At 63.2% G+C, this 17,208-nt stretch carries 17 protein-coding genes; 7 read left to right on the forward strand and 10 right to left on the reverse strand.

The window, feature by feature from the left end; all coding sequences use genetic code 11:
* From rpoD to HRQ64_RS14030, 3 genes are all read right to left on the reverse strand, one after another.
* Positions 1 to 2,076 carry an RNA polymerase sigma factor RpoD gene (rpoD, locus tag HRQ64_RS14020; protein ID WP_172123730.1) on the reverse strand — a complete coding sequence of 692 codons (2,076 nt, stop codon included), beginning with the start codon at positions 2,074 to 2,076 and terminating at the stop codon, positions 1 to 3.
* Between the two features lie 178 nt (positions 2,077 to 2,254).
* Entirely contained in the window at positions 2,255 to 4,198 is a 1,944-nt protein-coding gene (dnaG, locus tag HRQ64_RS14025) for a DNA primase (protein WP_172123731.1), read from the reverse strand.
* A 58-nt stretch (positions 4,199 to 4,256) separates the two neighbouring features.
* Positions 4,257 to 4,820, reverse strand: a complete 564-nt coding sequence (locus tag HRQ64_RS14030; protein ID WP_164854848.1) for a DUF308 domain-containing protein — start codon at positions 4,818 to 4,820, stop codon at positions 4,257 to 4,259.
* A 170-nt stretch (positions 4,821 to 4,990) separates the two neighbouring features.
* On the opposite strand from HRQ64_RS14030, the gene HRQ64_RS14035 reads away from it, so the two are divergent.
* On the forward strand, positions 4,991 to 6,175 hold the full coding sequence (locus tag HRQ64_RS14035) for an MFS transporter (protein ID WP_172123732.1): 1,185 nt from the start codon (positions 4,991 to 4,993) through the stop codon (positions 6,173 to 6,175).
* Positions 6,176 to 6,296: 121 nt separating this feature from the next.
* Here the strand turns inward: HRQ64_RS14035 and HRQ64_RS14040 are convergent, their stop codons facing one another.
* On the reverse strand, positions 6,297 to 6,749 hold the full coding sequence (locus tag HRQ64_RS14040) for a GatB/YqeY domain-containing protein (protein WP_172123733.1): 453 nt from the start codon (positions 6,747 to 6,749) through the stop codon (positions 6,297 to 6,299).
* 135 nt (positions 6,750 to 6,884) lie between these two features.
* Here HRQ64_RS14040 and carA point away from each other — a divergent pair, with 135 nt between their 5' ends.
* Genes carA through HRQ64_RS14055 form a run of 3 tightly spaced genes read left to right on the forward strand, consistent with a single transcriptional unit; the run spans position 6,885 to position 9,152 of the window.
* Complete coding sequence (gene carA, locus HRQ64_RS14045) at positions 6,885 to 8,090, forward strand: glutamine-hydrolyzing carbamoyl-phosphate synthase small subunit (RefSeq protein WP_172123734.1); 1,206 nt, start codon at positions 6,885 to 6,887, stop codon at positions 8,088 to 8,090.
* Positions 8,091 to 8,127: 37 nt separating this feature from the next.
* Entirely contained in the window at positions 8,128 to 8,844 is a 717-nt protein-coding gene (locus HRQ64_RS14050) for an AzlC family ABC transporter permease (protein WP_127753663.1), read from the forward strand.
* Positions 8,844 to 9,152 (forward strand): AzlD family protein, encoded by a 309-nt coding sequence (locus HRQ64_RS14055; protein ID WP_172123735.1) that lies wholly within the window; start codon positions 8,844 to 8,846, stop codon positions 9,150 to 9,152. Before HRQ64_RS14050 ends, HRQ64_RS14055 begins: the two co-directional genes overlap by 1 nt.
* A gap of 13 nt (positions 9,153 to 9,165) precedes the next feature.
* Here the strand turns inward: HRQ64_RS14055 and HRQ64_RS14060 are convergent, their stop codons facing one another.
* Complete coding sequence (locus HRQ64_RS14060) at positions 9,166 to 9,666, reverse strand: cupin domain-containing protein (RefSeq protein WP_172123736.1); 501 nt, start codon at positions 9,664 to 9,666, stop codon at positions 9,166 to 9,168.
* Positions 9,666 to 10,595, reverse strand: coding sequence for a neutral zinc metallopeptidase (locus tag HRQ64_RS14065; RefSeq protein WP_127753665.1), 930 nt, complete (start codon positions 10,593 to 10,595; stop codon positions 9,666 to 9,668). Before HRQ64_RS14065 ends, HRQ64_RS14060 begins: the two co-directional genes overlap by 1 nt.
* 225 nt (positions 10,596 to 10,820) lie before the next feature.
* Between HRQ64_RS14065 and HRQ64_RS14070 the strand changes: the two genes are divergently transcribed.
* The gene (locus HRQ64_RS14070) at positions 10,821 to 12,800 is read left to right on the forward strand and encodes a bifunctional 2',3'-cyclic-nucleotide 2'-phosphodiesterase/3'-nucleotidase (RefSeq protein ID WP_172123737.1); all 1,980 of its coding nucleotides are present in this window, start codon (positions 10,821 to 10,823) and stop codon (positions 12,798 to 12,800) included.
* A 59-nt stretch (positions 12,801 to 12,859) separates the two neighbouring features.
* On the opposite strand, the gene HRQ64_RS14075 is transcribed toward HRQ64_RS14070, so the two are convergent.
* Together HRQ64_RS14075 and HRQ64_RS20505 are read right to left on the reverse strand one after the other, a co-directional pair.
* Positions 12,860 to 13,063, reverse strand: a complete 204-nt coding sequence (locus tag HRQ64_RS14075; RefSeq protein ID WP_127753666.1) for a hypothetical protein — start codon at positions 13,061 to 13,063, stop codon at positions 12,860 to 12,862.
* Positions 13,064 to 13,123: 60 nt separating this feature from the next.
* Entirely contained in the window at positions 13,124 to 13,516 is a 393-nt protein-coding gene (locus HRQ64_RS20505) for a hypothetical protein (protein ID WP_348983114.1), read from the reverse strand.
* A 154-nt stretch (positions 13,517 to 13,670) separates the two neighbouring features.
* Between HRQ64_RS20505 and HRQ64_RS14085 the strand changes: the two genes are divergently transcribed.
* A complete protein-coding gene (locus tag HRQ64_RS14085) occupies positions 13,671 to 14,429 on the forward strand; it encodes an ABC transporter ATP-binding protein (protein WP_172123738.1) in 759 nt (252 codons plus the stop codon).
* Positions 14,426 to 15,958: a permease gene (locus tag HRQ64_RS14090; RefSeq protein ID WP_172123739.1), complete on the forward strand. Its 1,533-nt coding sequence runs from the start codon at positions 14,426 to 14,428 to the stop codon at positions 15,956 to 15,958. Before HRQ64_RS14085 ends, HRQ64_RS14090 begins: the two co-directional genes overlap by 4 nt.
* Positions 15,959 to 15,961: 3 nt before the next feature.
* Here HRQ64_RS14090 and HRQ64_RS14095 read toward each other — a convergent pair whose 3' ends face one another.
* Together HRQ64_RS14095 and HRQ64_RS14100 are read right to left on the reverse strand one after the other, a co-directional pair.
* Positions 15,962 to 16,798: an aldo/keto reductase gene (locus HRQ64_RS14095; protein ID WP_172123740.1), complete on the reverse strand. Its 837-nt coding sequence runs from the start codon at positions 16,796 to 16,798 to the stop codon at positions 15,962 to 15,964.
* A 97-nt stretch (positions 16,799 to 16,895) separates the two neighbouring features.
* Positions 16,896 to 17,189, reverse strand: a complete 294-nt coding sequence (locus tag HRQ64_RS14100; protein ID WP_172123741.1) for a hypothetical protein — start codon at positions 17,187 to 17,189, stop codon at positions 16,896 to 16,898.
* Between the last annotated feature and the right edge of the window lie 19 nt (positions 17,190 to 17,208).

Raw genomic sequence — 17,208 nt, forward strand, 5'->3', positions numbered from 1 at the left:
TTAGTTATCAAGGAAGCTGCGCAGCTTGCGGCTGCGGCTGGGATGCTTGAGCTTGCGCAAGGCCTTGGCCTCGATCTGACGGATACGTTCGCGCGTAACCGAGAACTGCTGGCCCACTTCCTCGAGCGTGTGGTCGGTGTTCATGCCGATACCAAAGCGCATGCGCAGCACACGCTCTTCACGCGGCGTCAGCGAAGCCAGCACGCGCGTCGTCGTCTCGCGCAGATTGCTCTGGATAGCCGCGTCGATCGGCTGGATCGCATTCACGTCTTGGATGAAATCGCCCAGGTTTGAGTCTTCCTCGTCCCCGATCGGGGTTTCAAGCGAGATCGGCTCCTTGGCAATCTTGAGCACCTTGCGCACCTTGTCCAAAGGCATCTGCAGCTTTTCGCTGAGCTCCTCTGGCGTGGGCTCGCGGCCGATTTCGTGCAGCATCTGGCGCGAAGTGCGCACGATCTTGTTGATCGTCTCGATCATGTGCACCGGAATACGGATGGTGCGCGCCTGGTCGGCGATCGAGCGGGTAATGGCCTGCCGGATCCACCAGGTCGCATAGGTCGAGAACTTGTAGCCGCGCCGATACTCAAACTTATCGACGGCCTTCATCAGCCCGATATTGCCCTCCTGGATCAGATCCAGGAACTGCAACCCGCGATTGGTGTACTTCTTGGCGATCGAGATCACGAGGCGAAGATTGGCTTCCACCATCTCCTTCTTGGCGATGGCAGCTTCGCGCTCGCCCTTTTGCACCTTGTGCACGATGCGGCGATATTCGCCGATATTAAGGCCAGCTTCGGTTGCGAGCGTCGCCACGTCACCACGTATCTCGCGGATCGTGTCGACTTCGCGCTTGGCGAACTCAGCCCAGCCCTTGCCATCGAAACTCGCGAGGTTCTCTTCCCAGGCCGGGTTCACTTCCTGGCCGTAATAGCTTTCAAGGAACTTCTCGCGCTTTACGCCATAGCTTTCCGCCAGGCGTAGCAAACGACCCTCGAGCTTCACCAGCCGCTTGTTGATGTCATAAAGCTGCTCGACCAGGTTCTCGATGCGGCCGGCATTGAGCGACAGCGACTTGACGTCGGCGATCACCTCGCCACGCAACTCATCGAGCTGCTTGCGATCGGCATCGCTGATATCGGCGCTGCGATCCTCGGCATGCCGGTCCTGCATCTCGCGCATCTTGCCATAGGCTTCGGCGATGCGGTCAAAGGTCTCCACGACCTGCGGCTTGAGCTCGGCTTCCATCGCCGAGAGCGACAGCGCGTTCTCGAACTCGTCGTCGTCATCGTCGACCGGGTCCTGCGGGGCCTGCGGCTCCTCGGGCACATAGTCGTCATCCTCGCCCGAACCGGCGCGGCGCGAGGCCGGCGCAGCCTTGGGCTTTTCAGCGACGCTCTCCATGCGCGGGGCAGCGTTGAGGTTGACGAGGTCGGGCGCGGGAGCGGCCTGCTTGGCATCGGGGCCTGCATAGGTTGCTTCCAGGTCGATGATGTCGCGCAGCAGGATTTCACCTTCGGCGAGCTGATCGCGCCAGATGATGATGGCCTGGAAAGTGAGCGGCGATTCGCACAAGCCTTCGATCATGGTCTCTCGACCAGCCTCGATGCGCTTGGCGATGGCGATTTCGCCCTCGCGGCTCAGCAGCTCGACAGAACCCATTTCGCGCAGATACATGCGCACGGGATCGTCGGTCCGGTCTGAACCGGCCTTGGCATTGGATGTGGTCGCAACCGCGCTGCCGGTGCTGCTGGCAGGCGCGATTTCACCGCCGCCGCCCTCGTCCTCGTCCTTCTCGACTTCGGTTTCTTCGACCTCGTCTTCATCAACGACATTGATGCCCATGTCCGAGAACATCGACATGATGTCCTCGATCTGCTCGGAGGAAACTTCCTCGGAAGGCATCACCGCATTGAGTTCTTCGTAAGTCACATAGCCGCGCTTCTTGGCGACCTTGATGAGCTTTTTGACGGCGGCATCGGATAGGTCGAGTAGCGGGCTGTCATTCGTCGCCTCGGGGGCGCCGGCTTCCGGCTTCTCGGTTTCCTTGGTGGTCTTGGTAGCTGCCTTAGTGGCCATCTGGTACTCCTCGGGACCCGCTGCAGGCGAGTGCCGGTAAGGTCTTTAAGTGGTGACACCTCAAAGCGCGGTAAAGGTGCGGTAGCTCAAGCGTTAACGCCGCGGCGCGCTACCGGGTTCGCTTCGGGTTCTTCACATATGCAAAATCGCGCGTACCCGCGGCATTTAGGGAGAAACCCTAAAAACTGCGTGTCGCGCGTCCCGATAGCGAACCAAATCCTTCTATCAGTGCCTCTGTGCCATCGACAGTGGTTATCTGGTTCTTGATGTCGCGCAGCCTTTCAAAGGTCTCTTCGCTCGGGTCATCGCCCAGCGCCGCTTCGGCTGCCTTGAGTTCCTTATTTAGCTGAACTTTCTTGTTATGCAAGGCCAGCGCGTGACTCAATCCAGTTTCCGCGTCAATAAGGGCAATCTCCAGCCCGATCTGCCAGACGCCCTGCCCCTGCAGGACTTGCTCCATTCGCTCCAAGGCTGGCCCAAATCCGCGAATGCTCAGTGCCGATTTAAGATCGGCCGCCGAAATATCGTGGTGCCGTACCACCAGCCGTAAGATTTCGCTTAGCGCATTGCGAGCCGAAGGAGTCTCAAAGTCGAGCGCCGCCAGCGCTTCGAACTTGTCTTCCACCAATGCGGGATGATTGACCAGACTAAGGATGATGGCTGCCTCGCGCGGCGTTGCCTCGGCGGCAAGACCTGGCTTCAGCAACCGCGAATTGCGCAACGTATCGGACACGACCACCCGCGGTGAGCCGCGACCCGACCGAGCATACCCGCCAGCACCGTAGGGCGATCGCTTCTCGCCTCCGCCACCCCGCCGTTCATAGCCTCCCGAGCGCACAGGCGAGAAGAACGCCTTCAAACGCTCATCAAATGCCTGCGCGTAATGAAAGCGCACCGAACTGTCGCCGATGGAGTTGGCGCGCTCGCGCAGTCGCGCCTGCAAGGCTGCCCGCTCCTCGGGCGCTTCGGGCACCAACCCACCCGTTTCCAGGCTCCAGATCACATCCGACAAGCTGCGCGCTCGCTCGATCACATCGGCAAAGGCTGCCCTGCCCTGCGCCTTGATCAGGTCATCGGGATCCTGCCCTTCCGGCAGCGTCGCGATCTTCACGGTTTGACCGGGCTTGAGGTGGGGCAGCACCATTTCGGCCGCGCGCTGCGCTGCCTTCTGGCCTGCCGCATCGCCGTCAAAACACAGCACCGGCGTATCGCTCAGGCGCCAAAGCAGCTGCAGATGCTCCTCGGTCAGTGCCGTCCCCAGCGGCGCCACCGTCCCTTCAAAGCCGGCGCTGACCGCGGCAATCACATCGAGATAACCCTCAACCACGATCACCGTCGCTCCGTCATGGGCGGCCTGTCGGGCGGTATGGCCGTTGTAAAGCGTCTGCCGCTTCTTGAAGAGCTCCGTTTCGGGCGAATTGAGGTACTTTGCCGGCACATCCGCCGACAGCGCCCGCCCGCCAAAGGCGATGATGCGCCCACGAAAATCGGTGATCGGGAACATCAGCCGATTGCGGAAGCGATCATAGGGCATGGGATCATTGTCGCGCGTCGCCACGAGCCCCGTTTCGAGCATCTGCTGGCCCGATACGCCATTGGCCGCCAGATGCTCCTTGAGCCCGTTGCGGCTATCGGGGGCAAAGCCGAGGCGGAACCGCGTCTGGCTGGCGGCAGAAACACCCCGCTCGTGCAGATAGCCCCGCGCCCGCGCTCCGATATTGTGATGCAGCGCCGCCTCGAAATACTTGGCGGCCAGCTCCATCACATCCATCAGCGTGCGCTGCTGCGCGGCCCGCTTCTCCTGGCGCTCGTCGCGCGCCGGCATCGGCACGCCAGCCATCCCAGCCAGCCGCTCTACCGCTTCGGGAAAGCTCAACCCGGCTTTTTCCACGAGGAAGCGAAAATGGTCCCCGCTCACCCCGCAGCCAAAGCAATGATAGATGCCGCGCCGGTCATCAGCGTGAAAGCTGGGCGATTTTTCGCCATGAAACGGGCAACAGGCCCACATGTCGCCCTTGCCCGGCTGCGACTTGCGCTTATCCCAAATGACGTGCTCGCCCACCACCTGCGTTATCGGCAGGCGCTGACGGATTTCATCCAGGAACTGATCGGAAAAGCGCATAGCCGCTAGGTAAGCACTGGCTTGACCGATGTCACGTCCTCAGCGGTTTTCCACAGCCTCAGGCGCGCTTGCTGCGCTGATACAGCCGCCAGGCCCAGCCAAACAGGCCACAGGCGAATAGCACCAGCATGATGCCGCCCAACACCACCATCACGCTTGAACTGACGAGGGGAAAAACCAGAAACACCAGACCAAGCACCACATAGGCGATGCCCGACAGCAGCACCGGCCAGATGCGCGCGTAGATTTCACGCTCGCGAATGATGACGACGATTTGCATGATCCCCACCAGCAGCGCCGCCAGCCCGACAAGGCTCGCGAGGAACGTCGCCGTTAAAATCGTGGCGACCAGCGGGCTGAGCAGAATCAACACACCAAGAAGCAGCGACAAGGCATTGGAAATAACGTCGAACCAGTAATTGCCGCTCTTGCCGCCACCAAACGTGAGGCTCCACAAACCCAGGGCTCCGTCGACGATCAGAATAATGCCGCCGGCCAGCACCAGCACCGTCAGCGCATCGCCCGGCGCCAGGATCGCATAAAGCCCCGCCAGCAACATGATGAGGCCGCGCAAGGCGGTAATCGCCGCAAAGCGCCGCTTGATTTCTCCATTAATCGCCATCAAAAGATCTCCCGGCCGGCCCCGCTGCCAGCACCCCACTCTAGCGCGGCGCAAGCCATCGGTCACCCTTGCCCTGGTTGCCGCCGAGCCACTGCGACCCTGATGTGGATTGCCCTGCCGCTTCGGGCATGGTTTGTCGCCCCGCCCCATCCATGCCGAGGTTTGCTTTGATGTCGTTGCCGCTGCTCGCCCTGTTTCTTGCGGCATTTGCCTTCGGCACCGCCGAATTCGTCATTGCCGGCATTCTGCCTGATGTCGCCACCGATCTCGGCGTTTCGGTTCCGGTCGCCGGCTACCTCATCTCGGGCTACGCCATCGGCATCGCCATAGGTGGCCCCCTCCTTGCGCTCCTGACCAATCGCATGTCGCGCAAGACCCTGATCCTTCTTCTAGGCGCCGTGTTCACCTTGGGCCAAGCCTTGTGCGCGCTTGCCCCCAACTTCGAGCTCTTGATGGCTGCGCGGGTCATCGTCTCGGTCGTGCATGGCGCCTATTTTGGCATCGCCGCCGTGGTCGCAGTGACCTTGGTCGCGCCCGAACGGCGCGGCTTTGCCGTCGCCCTGATCCTGTCGGGCCTCACCGTCTCCAATATTCTTGGCGTGCCCGGCGGGACCGCGATCGGCAATGCCCTGGGCTGGCGCGCCACCTTCTGGACCGTCGGCGCTATCGGCTTTGTCGCCACGTTGGCGACCGCCTTTTTCCTGCCCGCCGCCCCCGGCGTTCAAGCCGCTGCCGGCAGTTTCAAGCGCGAGTTCCGGGCCCTCGGTCGGCAAGCCATTATCTGCTCGCTGCTGATCGTCGTTCTGGTGATGATCGGCCAATACAGCCTCTTCACCTTCATCGCCCCGCTCCTGCTCGAAGTTACCCAACTCGAACCTGGCGTCGTTCCGTGGGTGCTGCTGCTCTTCGGCATCGGCTCCACCATTGGCGTCTTTATCGGCGGCCGCCTCGCCGACTGGAAACTCATGCCATCGCTGATCGGCATCATGGTGCTGCAGGCCAGCGTTTATGCAGCCCTCTATCTCGCCAGCCCCGTCCCCTGGTTAATGGCGATCACGGTGATCGCTTGGGGCGGCGTCAACTTCGCCTTCGGCTCACCCGTGCAGTCGCGCATTCTAGCCTGGGCCGGCGACGCCCCCAACCTCGCCTCGGCGCTGGTGCCCACCGGCTTCAATATCGGCATTGCGATCGGCGCGGTGCTGGGCGGCACCTTGCTCGAGCACGGCTTTGGCTACCGCAACCTCCCCCTGATCGGGGTCGCGGCGCTGCTGCTGGCGCTCGCCATTGCAGTTGTCTCCTATGCGTGGGAGCGCCACAGCGGTGACGTGCCGCCCGGCGCGCCTGCCGCCGCCTAAGGAGCGCCGGGCGGACCTTTTTAGAGAGCTGCTGCGCCACGCTGACGACGCTCTTTATTATGCCGAGGCGGGTGGGCCGGAACTGCGTCCGCGGCCCCACTGCCGGGCCCCGGCTAGTGGCCTAGGCCGACAGCGCAGCCTTCACCTTGCCGCTGGCTTTGCCGAAATCAATCCGTCCGGGATAGTCAGCCTTAAGCTGGGCGATGACCTTGCCCATGTCCTTGGGTCCCTCGGCGCCCGTAGCCGCAATGGCGGCCTTGATGGCGCTGTCCACCTCATCGTCCGTGAGTCCTTTGGGCAGGAACTCATTGAGAATATCGATTTCTTCCTTCTCCACCGTGGCCAGGTCCGCGCGTCCCGCCTGCGCATAAATGGCAAAGCTTTCTTCGCGCTGCTTGACCATCTTCTGGATGATGGCGAGCACTTCCTCATTGGTGGCCGGTCCGCGATTGTCCTGGCGGATCGCGATATCCTTGTCCTTGATGGCCGCACTGATCGCCCGGAGCGTGGCCGTCCGGCGCTGGTCCCGGGCCTTGAGCGCAGTTTTCAGGGCTTCGCTGATGGTCTCGCGCACACTCGATCTCCTCTTGCCATGCAATTCTGCCGGCCCATATAGGCGTAAACAAAGCCGTGCGCCACTTGCGCGGTCCCGTGGCTCCTTCTAGAAGGAGACCTCAATCGACATTGCCAAGAACCCTGGAGGCCCACCGTGACCGGCTGGCAGCAATCCCCCGCGACCGCCCTTTTGATCCTTGCGGATGGTACCCGTCTTGAGGGGCGCGGAATCGGAGCCACGGGCCAGGCAGCGGGCGAAGTGTGCTTCAACACCGCCATGACCGGCTACCAGGAAGTGCTGACCGACCCGTCCTATGCCGGGCAGATCATCACCTTCACCTTCCCCCATATCGGCAATGTCGGCACCAACGACGAAGATATCGAGATGGTCAACCAGGCCGCCCTGTCAGGCGTTCGTGGCGTGGTGCTCAAGGCCGACATCACCAACCCATCCAATTACCGGGCCGCTGAAAAGCTCGACGCCTGGCTCAAGAAGCGCAACATCATCGGCATTGCGGGTATCGACACGCGCGCCCTGACCGCCAAGATCCGGGAAGGCGGCATGCCCAATGGCGTGATCGCCCACCAGCCCGACGGCGCCTTTGACGATGCGGCCATTGCCGCCGAACTCGACGCCTTCCCCGGCCTTGAAGGGCTCGACCTGGCCAAGGAAGTCACCACCGCCCAAACCTATCATTGGTCCGAGACCGGCTGGAAATGGGGCGAAGGCTATGCCGAAGTCACCGATCCGGCCTTCCACATCGTCGCCATCGACTACGGCGCCAAGCGCAACATTCTGCGTTGCCTGGCCGATCAGGGTGCGCGCGTCACTGTCCTGCCTGCGACTGCAACGGCCGAGGATGTGATGGCTTACCAGCCGGACGGCATCTTCCTGTCCAACGGCCCCGGCGATCCGGCGGCGACCGGCGAATATGCCGTGCCCACCATCCAGAAGCTGATGGATACCGGCAAGCCGGTCTTTGGCATCTGCCTCGGCCACCAACTGCTTGGCCTGGCGCTTGGCGGCAAGACCTCCAAGATGCACCAGGGTCATCACGGCGCCAATCACCCGGTCAAGGACCTGACCACCGGCAAGGTGGAGATCACCTCGATGAACCACGGCTTTGCCGTTGATTCCGCGAGCCTGCCCGCCGGCGTGACCCAGACCCATATTTCCCTGTTCGATGGCTCCAATGCCGGCCTGGCGGTCGAGGGCAAGCCGATCTTTTCGGTACAATACCACCCCGAAGCCAGCCCCGGCCCGCGCGACAGCCATTACCTGTTCACGCGCTTTCTCAACCATGTGCGCGAGCAAAAAGGTGTGGCCCCCGAGCCCGAACAAAAGCAGCCCGGCGTCTAAGGGCACCTAAGTCTCACGCGAGGAAGCGTTTCGCCTCATGAACCGTAGCGATTTCCTCGCGGGCCTGCGCAGTGGCTTTGTGGTGGCCGTCTCCTCGGCGCCGTTCGCGGTGCTGTTTGGCGCGGTAGCGGTGGACAATGGCCTGAGCGTTCTCGATGTCGGCTTGATGAGCGCCCTCGTTTTTGCGGGCGCCAGCCAGCTCGTTGGCATCGAGCTCTTCGGCAGCCACGTTCCAGCCTGGCTGATCGTCCTTTCCATCCTCGCGGTGAACTTTCGGCACGTGCTCTATTCGGCGGCGCTGGCGCCGATGTTCAGCCGCTACAGCCCCATGCAGCGGCTACTCGCTTTCTTTCTCCTCACCGATCCGCAATATGCCGACGCCATCCGGCGCTCCGAGACAAACCAGTCGCTCAGCTTCACCTGGTATCTCACCTTCGGCCTTGTGGTCTGGCTGCAATGGGTGGTGTTCTCCGTCCTTGGCGCCTGGTTCGGCGGCCTGCTCGGCGACCCCCGCACCTTCGCCATCGACGTGCTGCTGCCCATCTATTTCCTTGGTCTCGTGGTCACTTTCCGCCGGCGGACCGGCTTTTATCCGGTTGTGCTCGCCAGCATGACTGGTGCCGTGCTCGCCTATCACTTCGTCGGCTCCCCCTGGCATGTCAGCATCGGCGCAGTCCTCGGCATCCTTGTTGCCGTGCTGCTGCCCGCTCCGCTGGCGCAGGCTAGGTCTTCCGTAGCGCCGGAGGCTCACTGATGGGGGTCGATGCTGGAATGCTGGCCCTGATTGCTGCGGCTGCAGTGGCCACCTACCTGACCCGGATTGGCGGCTATGTGCTGATCACCCGGCTCCACACCATCCCGCCCCGCCTGCAGGCAGCGCTGGATGCCGTTCCGGCGGCCGTGCTGACAACCCTGTTCGCTCCAGCCTTCTTCAATGGCGGCTGGGACGTCAAACTCGCCCTGCTGGTCGCGGGCCTCGTGTCGCTGCGCTATCCCGGCCTCATCATGCTGTTTGCCGGCTGGGCCACCGCCATGGTCGCCCGACACCTCTTCGGCCTTTAAGCACGCGCGGCGCTTAGCGCCACCGCTCCACCAGCGCTCCAGTCTTGCCCAGCACCGGGTCGCTCTCGGGCAGCGGCAACTTGGCGATGTTCTGGTCGGCCCGGGGCCGATCATCGGGCTGCCCGCGCAGCGTGTCCCATTGCTCTTCACCCGGCGGGTACGCGCCCACCACCATGAAGTCGATGCTTGCCAACATGCGCTGATGCGCCACCCCGGCGGGGATCACCACGACGTCCCCCGCCTCCACCTTCACTTCGGCACCGGACGGCCCGCCCAGCCGCAGCGTCGCATTACCCTCGGCCACGCCAAGGCACTCATGCGAGTTGGAGTGGTAATGGTGGAACGTGAACACGGTGTCGCGCCATTTGGGCGGCCAGCCATTACGCTCGAACAAGCGCTCCAGCGCCGGCGCGCCGTCTTCGGGCTTGACCGCGCCACGATACACCAGCACCGGCAGCCGGCTATTGGGAAACACGCCGTCATCGGCGAGCAGCAACTCTTCCGGCTCAAGCATTAGATACGCGCCGAGAAAGTGTCGCAATCGGCCGGATCCCCCGAACGGTAACCGCGGTCAAACCAGTTGCGGCGCTGCTCGGATGTGCCGTGATTGAAGGTCTTGGGCACGACGAACCCCTGCGAGCGCATCTGCAGCGTATCATCCCCGATCTGCTCGGCCGCATTGAGCGCTTCTTCAAAGTCGCCCGTTTCCAGCAGGTTTTGCTGGCCCGCATAGTTTGCCCACACCCCCGCATAGCAATCGGCCTGCAATTCAATGCGCACCGAATAAGCATTGGCATCTTCCTGGCTCATGCTCTGCCGGCGCTGGTTGAATTCGGGGAGGATGCCGGTCAGGTTCTGCACATGGTGGCCAACTTCATGGGCCAGCACATAGGCCTGGGCAAAGTCCCCGGGCGCGCCAAACTGCCGGTGCAGCTGATCATAAAAGCTCAGATCGATATACACCCGCTGGTCGCCGGGGCAATAAAACGGACCCGTGCTCGAATCGGCTGTGCCACAGGCGGTGTTGACCACATCGGTGAACAGCACGACGCGTGGCTCCACATATTCCGCGCCCTGGGCGGTGAACACCTCGGTCCAGAGATCCTCGGTTTCCTTGACCACCACGCCCACAAAATCGGCGAGTTCATCCTCGCCCTGCGTGGGCAGACTGCGCGACGAGCTTTGCGCCGGAACCCCGCCGGTGCTCGAGCCGCCCGTGAGCATATCGAGCGGATTCTGCCCAGTCGCAAACCAGAGGATGCCCAGTACGACGATGGTGCCAAACAGCCCCAGGCCTCCGCCCGTGCGGCCGCCCATGGGAATGCGAATACCACCGCCGCGTCCAAGCCCGCCCAGCCCGCCGCCACGACGGCCGCCAAAACCGCCGCCCTGCCCGCGCCGGTCCTCGATATTGGAGCTACGATTTCTTCCTTGCCACTTCATGCTGGATCCTTGCGCGGGGCGTAACAATGCCTGCCACCATAAGCCTTGGAGGAGGATGTGAGTTCCCCCGCGGCCCTGATGCGCCAAATTGACCCGCCCCGACAGAAGGCCTAGCCTGCTCCTGCCGCTGTCATCGCAGCGTCACGGCGACACGGCAGACCACCCGAGTTCGACACCGCCCCCCACGGGGGCACTTACTCCCAGAGCCGCAGTTCGGAGAACGCGATGAAGTTCAATCCCAGCATGTCCCGGCGCCATTTTCTCGCCGGCTCGGTCAGCATCGGCGCCCTCGCCGCCATGCACCCCTTTGCCAGCCTCGCCCAGGCCAATCAGGCCCATCTTCGCATTCTCCAGACCACGGACCTGCACGTAGCGGTGTTCCCCTACGACTATTATGCCGATGCGCCCAACGACACGATGGGCCTGGCCCGCACCGCGGCGATCATCGAGCAGATCCGTGCCGAGGCGGGTAACTCCATGCTGGTCGACAACGGCGACATTATCCAGGGCACGCCCATGGGCGATTACATCGCCTATGAAAAAGGCCTTGAGGGCAATGTGCACCCGATGATCGCGGCCATGAACACGCTGGGTTACGAAGCCGCCACCCTCGGCAATCACGAATTCAACTACGGCCTCGACTATCTCGACGCCGCCCTTTCGGGCGCCAGCTTCCCCTTTGTATCAGCCAATCTGGTGCGCGGCACGACGCTGGGCGACGACCCCACCGCCGACGACACCTATATCGCGCCCTACCGCATCATCGAAAAACAGCTGACCGATGGCTCGGGCGCGGGCAAAACCATCCGCGTCGGCATCATCGGCTTCCTGCCACCCCAGATCATGACCTGGGACTCGAGCCACCTCACCGGCAAGGTCGCCACGCGCGACATCGTGGAAACCGCCAAGGCCTATGTACCGCGCATGCGCGCCGAAGGCGCAGACCTGATCGTCGCCCTATCCCACTCCGGCATCGCCGAAGACAAGGGGCCGGGCTCGGAAAACGCTTCCCTGCAGTTGGCTGGTGTCGAGGGCATCGACGTGGTCCTCACCGGCCACCAGCATCTGGTGTTCCCCGGCCCCGATTTTGCCGAACTGGAAGGCGCCGACATCGAGGCTGGCACGCTCAACGGCAAGCCGGCCGTGATGCCGGGCTTCTGGGGCTCGCATATGGGCCTGATCGACCTGCTCCTCGAGCAGGACGCCGAGGGCAAATGGTCCGTCGTTTCCCACACCGCCGAAGCGCGCCCGATCTTCGAACGCGTCGATGGCAAGGTCACCCCGCTGGTGGAGGACCAGGCGGAAGTCACCGCCGCTGCCCAGCAAGAGCATGAGGAAACCCTCGATTATATCCGCCGCCCTGTGGGCGAAACCTCAGCGCCCCTCCACTCCTATTTCGCCCTCGTGGCCGATGATCCATCCGTGCAGATCGTCTCCCAGGCTCAGACCTGGTACATCGCCCAGATGATGAAGGGTACTGAGTGGGAGGGTCTGCCGATCCTGTCCGCCGCAGCCCCCTTCAAGTCCGGCGGTCGCGGCGGCCCCGATTATTACACCGATGTGCCGGTGGGCCCCGTCGCCATCAAGAACGTCGCCGACCTTTATCTCTACCCCAACACCATCCAGGCCCTTGTTATCACCGGGGCCGACGTCAAGAACTGGCTGGAGCGCTCCGCCGGCATCTTCAACCAGGTGAAAAAGGGTGCCACCGACGCGGAACTCATCAACCTCGATTTCCCCGCCTATAATTTCGACGTCATCGATGGCGTGACCTACAAGATCGACATCACCCAGCCCTCGCGCTTTTCCGCCGACGGCAAGCAGGAGCTCAATCCCGACGCCAACCGCATCGTCGATCTGCAGTTCAACGGCGCACCCATCGATCCCGCGGCCCGCTTCGTTGTCGCCTCCAACAACTACCGCGCCGGCGGCGGCGGCACCTTCCCCGGCATCGGTGCCGACAAGATCGTCTTTAAGGGCCCCGATACCAATCGCGACCTCATCGTGCGCTACATCGTCGAAAACGGCACGATTGACCCCAAGGCGGACAGCAACTGGTCGCTCGCCCCGATCGGCGACACTACTGTCCTGTTTGCCACCGGCCCCAAGGCCGCCGAGCACGTCGCCGATGTCACCGCCGTCAAGGTCGAGCCCACCGGCGACAACAACGAAGACGGCTTCGGGCTGTACCGCATCACGCTCTGAACAAAAACAAAGCGGGCGCCCCTGAAGGCGCCCGCTGCTGCATTTGGTGTTAACGGGGCTTACTGCCCGTCGGGAACCACATCGACGCTGACTGCTGGAACGTCGACATCGACTGTCCCGCCGCCACCGCCATTATTGTTGAAGAACACGAGGTAACCGATGGCGAGCAGCGCGAGCGCCACGATGATGCCGATCAACAAGCCGCTGCCACCGCCGCGGCTCCCGCGATCGACCACAACGGTTTCACGTTCGCGAATATCCATTTGTAACTCCTGCACTATGTTGTCGCCACAATGCGCGCGGCGCCAACTTGGTTCCGGAAGCTAGCTCTGCCGCTCGTTCGGTGAGGCTAGGGGCGCACGGCCCTTGTAACTCTCATCACGGCTATGCGCCTTACCCTCGACAACGGTGGTGCCGACCACGAAGTCACCCTCACCGGCGTTTTCTTCAGCGGCAACCGGCTCCTGATCCACCAACGCATCTTCGATCTCGGTTTGCGGCCGGTCTTCGCCCGTGGCGAGTTCCTCGTGCCATTCGCCCTTGGCGTCCTGGTAAAGAATGGCCGCGGTGTCGCCGGCCAGTTGCTGCCGGTCGGCCGCAGCCACGGCCGCATCGAGCGCCAGCTCGTGGGTAGGATAAGCCTCGGAGAACACGTCCCCTACCTTGTAGGCGAACCCGCCATCATGCTCCACAACTTCATACTTCACTTCAGCCATTATAGAACCTCCTGGGTTGGGGTTTGAACACCCCTAGGGCCGGGTTGGTTGCCCGGCTCCAGCAAATGCCGCTTTGCCGAACATTAACTGCCCCCCTTCACGCCACCGCAACGCTCCCGGCGTTAAACCTGGCTTTGTCAGCCGGAGTTCGCCAATGACCGCCGCCCCTGCCCTCGCCATTTCCGATCTGTCCAAATCCTTTGATCGTCCTGTGATCCAGCAGCTCGATCTCACCGTGCGGCCCGGCGAGTTCTACGCCCTGCTCGGTCCCAATGGCGCGGGCAAGACCACGATCCTGCGCATGGTGGCGGGACTGCTGCAGCCCGATCGCGGCGCCATTTCCATCTTCGGCATCGATGCGCGGCGAGACCCGGTGGCAGCCAAGCGCATCCTCGCCTGGGTCTCGGACGAGCCCATGGTTTATGACCGCCTCACCCCGCTGGAATATCTCGAATTCGTCGCCGGCCTTTGGCAGATGGACGCCTCCACCGCCCGCCGCAAGGCCCATGACCTGATCGACTGGCTCGGCCTCGCGCCCCACGCCAATCAGCTCTGCGGCAGCTTCTCCAAAGGCATGCTGCAAAAAGTCGCCCTTGCCGGCGCCCTCGTCCACGACCCGCGCCTCATCATCCTCGACGAACCGCTCACCGGACTCGACGCCGGCTCGGCACGCCAGGTCAAGGACGTGCTGCTGGGCAAGGTGCGCGAAGGCGTCACCGTCATCATGACTACCCACATTCTCGACGTCGCCGAACGCATGGCCGAGCGCATCGGGGTGATCAGCGGTGGCCGGCTCATTGCCGAAGGCACGCTTGCCGAGCTGCGCAGCCGGATCGGCGGAGCCAACCAAAGCCTCGAGGATATTTTCCTCGATCTGGTCGCGCGCAACGAACCGGATACCGCCGCTGCATGACCACAGCGCCCACATCCCTTTTCTGGTTTGCCCGCCACGAGCTCAAGCTCGCCTGGCGCGACTGGCTGGTCATGATGACCGGGGGCCAGACGGGTCGCCGCGTAGCGATTGTACTGTTCGGTATTTTTGCCGCCGTCCTCTTCCACCTCCTTGCTTATGGGCTGGTGCGCCCCTGGGTCGCGGCGGGCATCGTCCCCGACAAGCCAACGCTGGTGTTGCTGACCGGCACCGGCCTGCTGTTCTGGTCCGTCACGCTTTCCCAGGCCCTTGAGTCGATCACCCGCGTTTATTACGCGCGCTCCGACCTCGATCTGATCCTGTCCTCCCCCGCCTCCTCACGCCGCCTCTTTGCCGTTCGCACCGGCGCCGTTGCCATCACCACCGTGGCCCTCTCCGCCTTGCTCGCCAGCCCGCTCATCAACATGCTGGCCCTGCTCGATGGCCCCCGCTGGCTCGCTGCCTATGGCCTTCTTCTCGCCGCGGGCGCGCTTTCCACCGCCATTGCCGTCGCCATCACCATGGCCTTGTTCCGCCTTGTGGGCGCTAAGCGAACCCGGCTGATCGCCCAGATCGTCGCCGCCATTATCGGCGCCGGCTTCATCATTGGCATCCAGGCGGTCGCGATCATTCACTACGGCAGTTTCTCGCGCTTCACCCTGTTCCAGTCTGCCGATCTGGTGAACGCCGCTCCGGCTCTCAACAGCCCCGTTTGGCTTCCCGCCCGCGCAGCCCTGGGGGACTGGGCGGCCGTGGCGCTGGCCGCAGCGATCAGCTTTGGTGCCCTCGCTGGCATGATCGCGCTTTCCGCCTCGAGCTTTGGGCGCCACGCCATTGCCGCGGCGGGTCTAGCCCATGTCCGCGCCGGCAGTGAGCCATCCCCGCCGCGTTTTCGCCCGATGACGCAAGCCCAGGCGCTGCGCCGCAAGGAATGGCGCCTTCTCAAGCGCGACCCCTGGCTCTTGTCGCAAACGCTGATGCAGATCCTTTACCTGCTGCCGCCAGCTCTTTTGCTCTGGATCAACTATGGCGACAGCGCCGGCGCCTATGTCGTGGCCGTGCCCGTTCTCGTGATGGCCGCGGGCCAGCTTGCCGGCGGGCTCGCCTGGCTCGCCATCTCGGGTGAGGACGCCCCTGACCTCGTGGCCACCGCGCCCCTCGCAGCGCGCACGGTGCTGATCAGCAAGATCGAGGCGGTGCTCGCCGTCATTGCGATCATCCTCCTGCCACTGCTCGCCTTGCTGGCTCTGTCCTCGCCAGCCATGGCGGCCGTCACGGCGCTTTGCGCGGCCTTGTCCGCCGGCTCCGCCACGGCCATCCAGCTCTGGTTCCGCGTCACCGCCAAGCGCTCCATGTTCCGCCGCCGCCAGGTCGCCTCCCGCGCCGCCACCCTGTCGGAAGCCTTTGCTTCTATCATGTGGGCCGGCACGGGCGCGCTCATGGCGGCGGGCTCGCTCCTGGCAATTGGTCCCGCGCTCGTCGCCGTTTTTGTGCTGGGGCTGGCCAAGCTGCTCAGCCCCAGGCACGGCTAGTTCCTACCAGATCGCGTTATTGGTCGCCGGATCGCCACCCGTCTTGCCATCTGGCCGGTCGAGCCCCGCAATCCGCTGCAGGTCTTCCCCGTCCAATTCGAAATCGAACACGTCGATATTAGCCCGGATGCGCTCCGGATGGGTGGACTTGGGAATGACGATAAAGCCTTCCTGGATATGCCACCGCAAAATCGCCTGCGCCGGGCTCTTGCCGTGCTTTTCGGCAATCTCGGCGATTGTGGGGTTCTTGAGCGCCGCCCCGCTGCCGAGCGGGCTATAGCTCTCGATCGCAATGCGGTTCTTCACATGGAAATCCAGCACGTCGCGCTGCTGGTACTCGGGATGCACCTCGATCTGGTTGACCGCCGGGGTCACGCCAGTCTCCCCGATGATTCGCTCCAGATGCTCGGGCAGGAAGTTGGAAACCCCGATGCTCTTGCTCAGGCCTTCTTTTTGCAGCTGCACAAAGGCCTTCCAGGCTTCGGGATACTTGTCCTGCCCCGGCACCGGCCAGTGGATTAAAAACAGATCGAGATAATCGAGCCCGAGCTTTTCGAGGGACCCATGGAAGCTCTTGATCGCTTGATCATAAGCTTGGTCCCGGGTGCGCAGCTTGGAAGTGACAAACAGCTCCTCGCGCGCAATGCCGCTGTCCTTGATGGCGCGTCCCACGCCTTCTTCATTATTATAGCCCTGGGCCGTATCGATAGAGCGATACCCCGCCTGCAAGGCTTCGCTGACCGCTGCCTGCACTTCATTATTGGGCACTTGCCAGACCCCGAAGCCAAGCTGGGGAATGGAATTGCCATCATTGAGGGAAATATTGGGGACGCCGGCCATGCGAAAGCTCCTTGCGCAGGTTCAAACTCCCTGCCCAACGGCTCTCCGCTCCAAGAGTTCAGCGCCTGGGGATGATCTATCACCCAGGAGGCACCAGCTAGCGCTTAGCCTGCGTCGGCACGAGCTTGAGTTGCGGCCGGCGGGACGCATGGAACAGCGTGATTTCGGCTTCGGCTTGCTCGTCGCTTTCGCCCCCAACCAGGCGATACCCGAACCGCTCGGCCAGGGGGCGCAGTTGCTCGACGCACTCAGCCCGCACCCGCCGCTCGATCACCGGCTCGCCAAGAGCCATCAACACAACCGCCGCACCGATCTCTACACCCAGGTCGAACTCATCGTCCCGGCCCGGAAACCGTACCCGCACTCCATCTAGCACCTCGATCTGGCGCATCCACGAACTCCTACTAACA

The sequence above is a fragment of the Devosia sp. 919 genome, from assembly GCF_013185965.1.
In the GTDB taxonomy this organism is placed as follows: domain Bacteria; phylum Pseudomonadota; class Alphaproteobacteria; order Rhizobiales; family Devosiaceae; genus Devosia.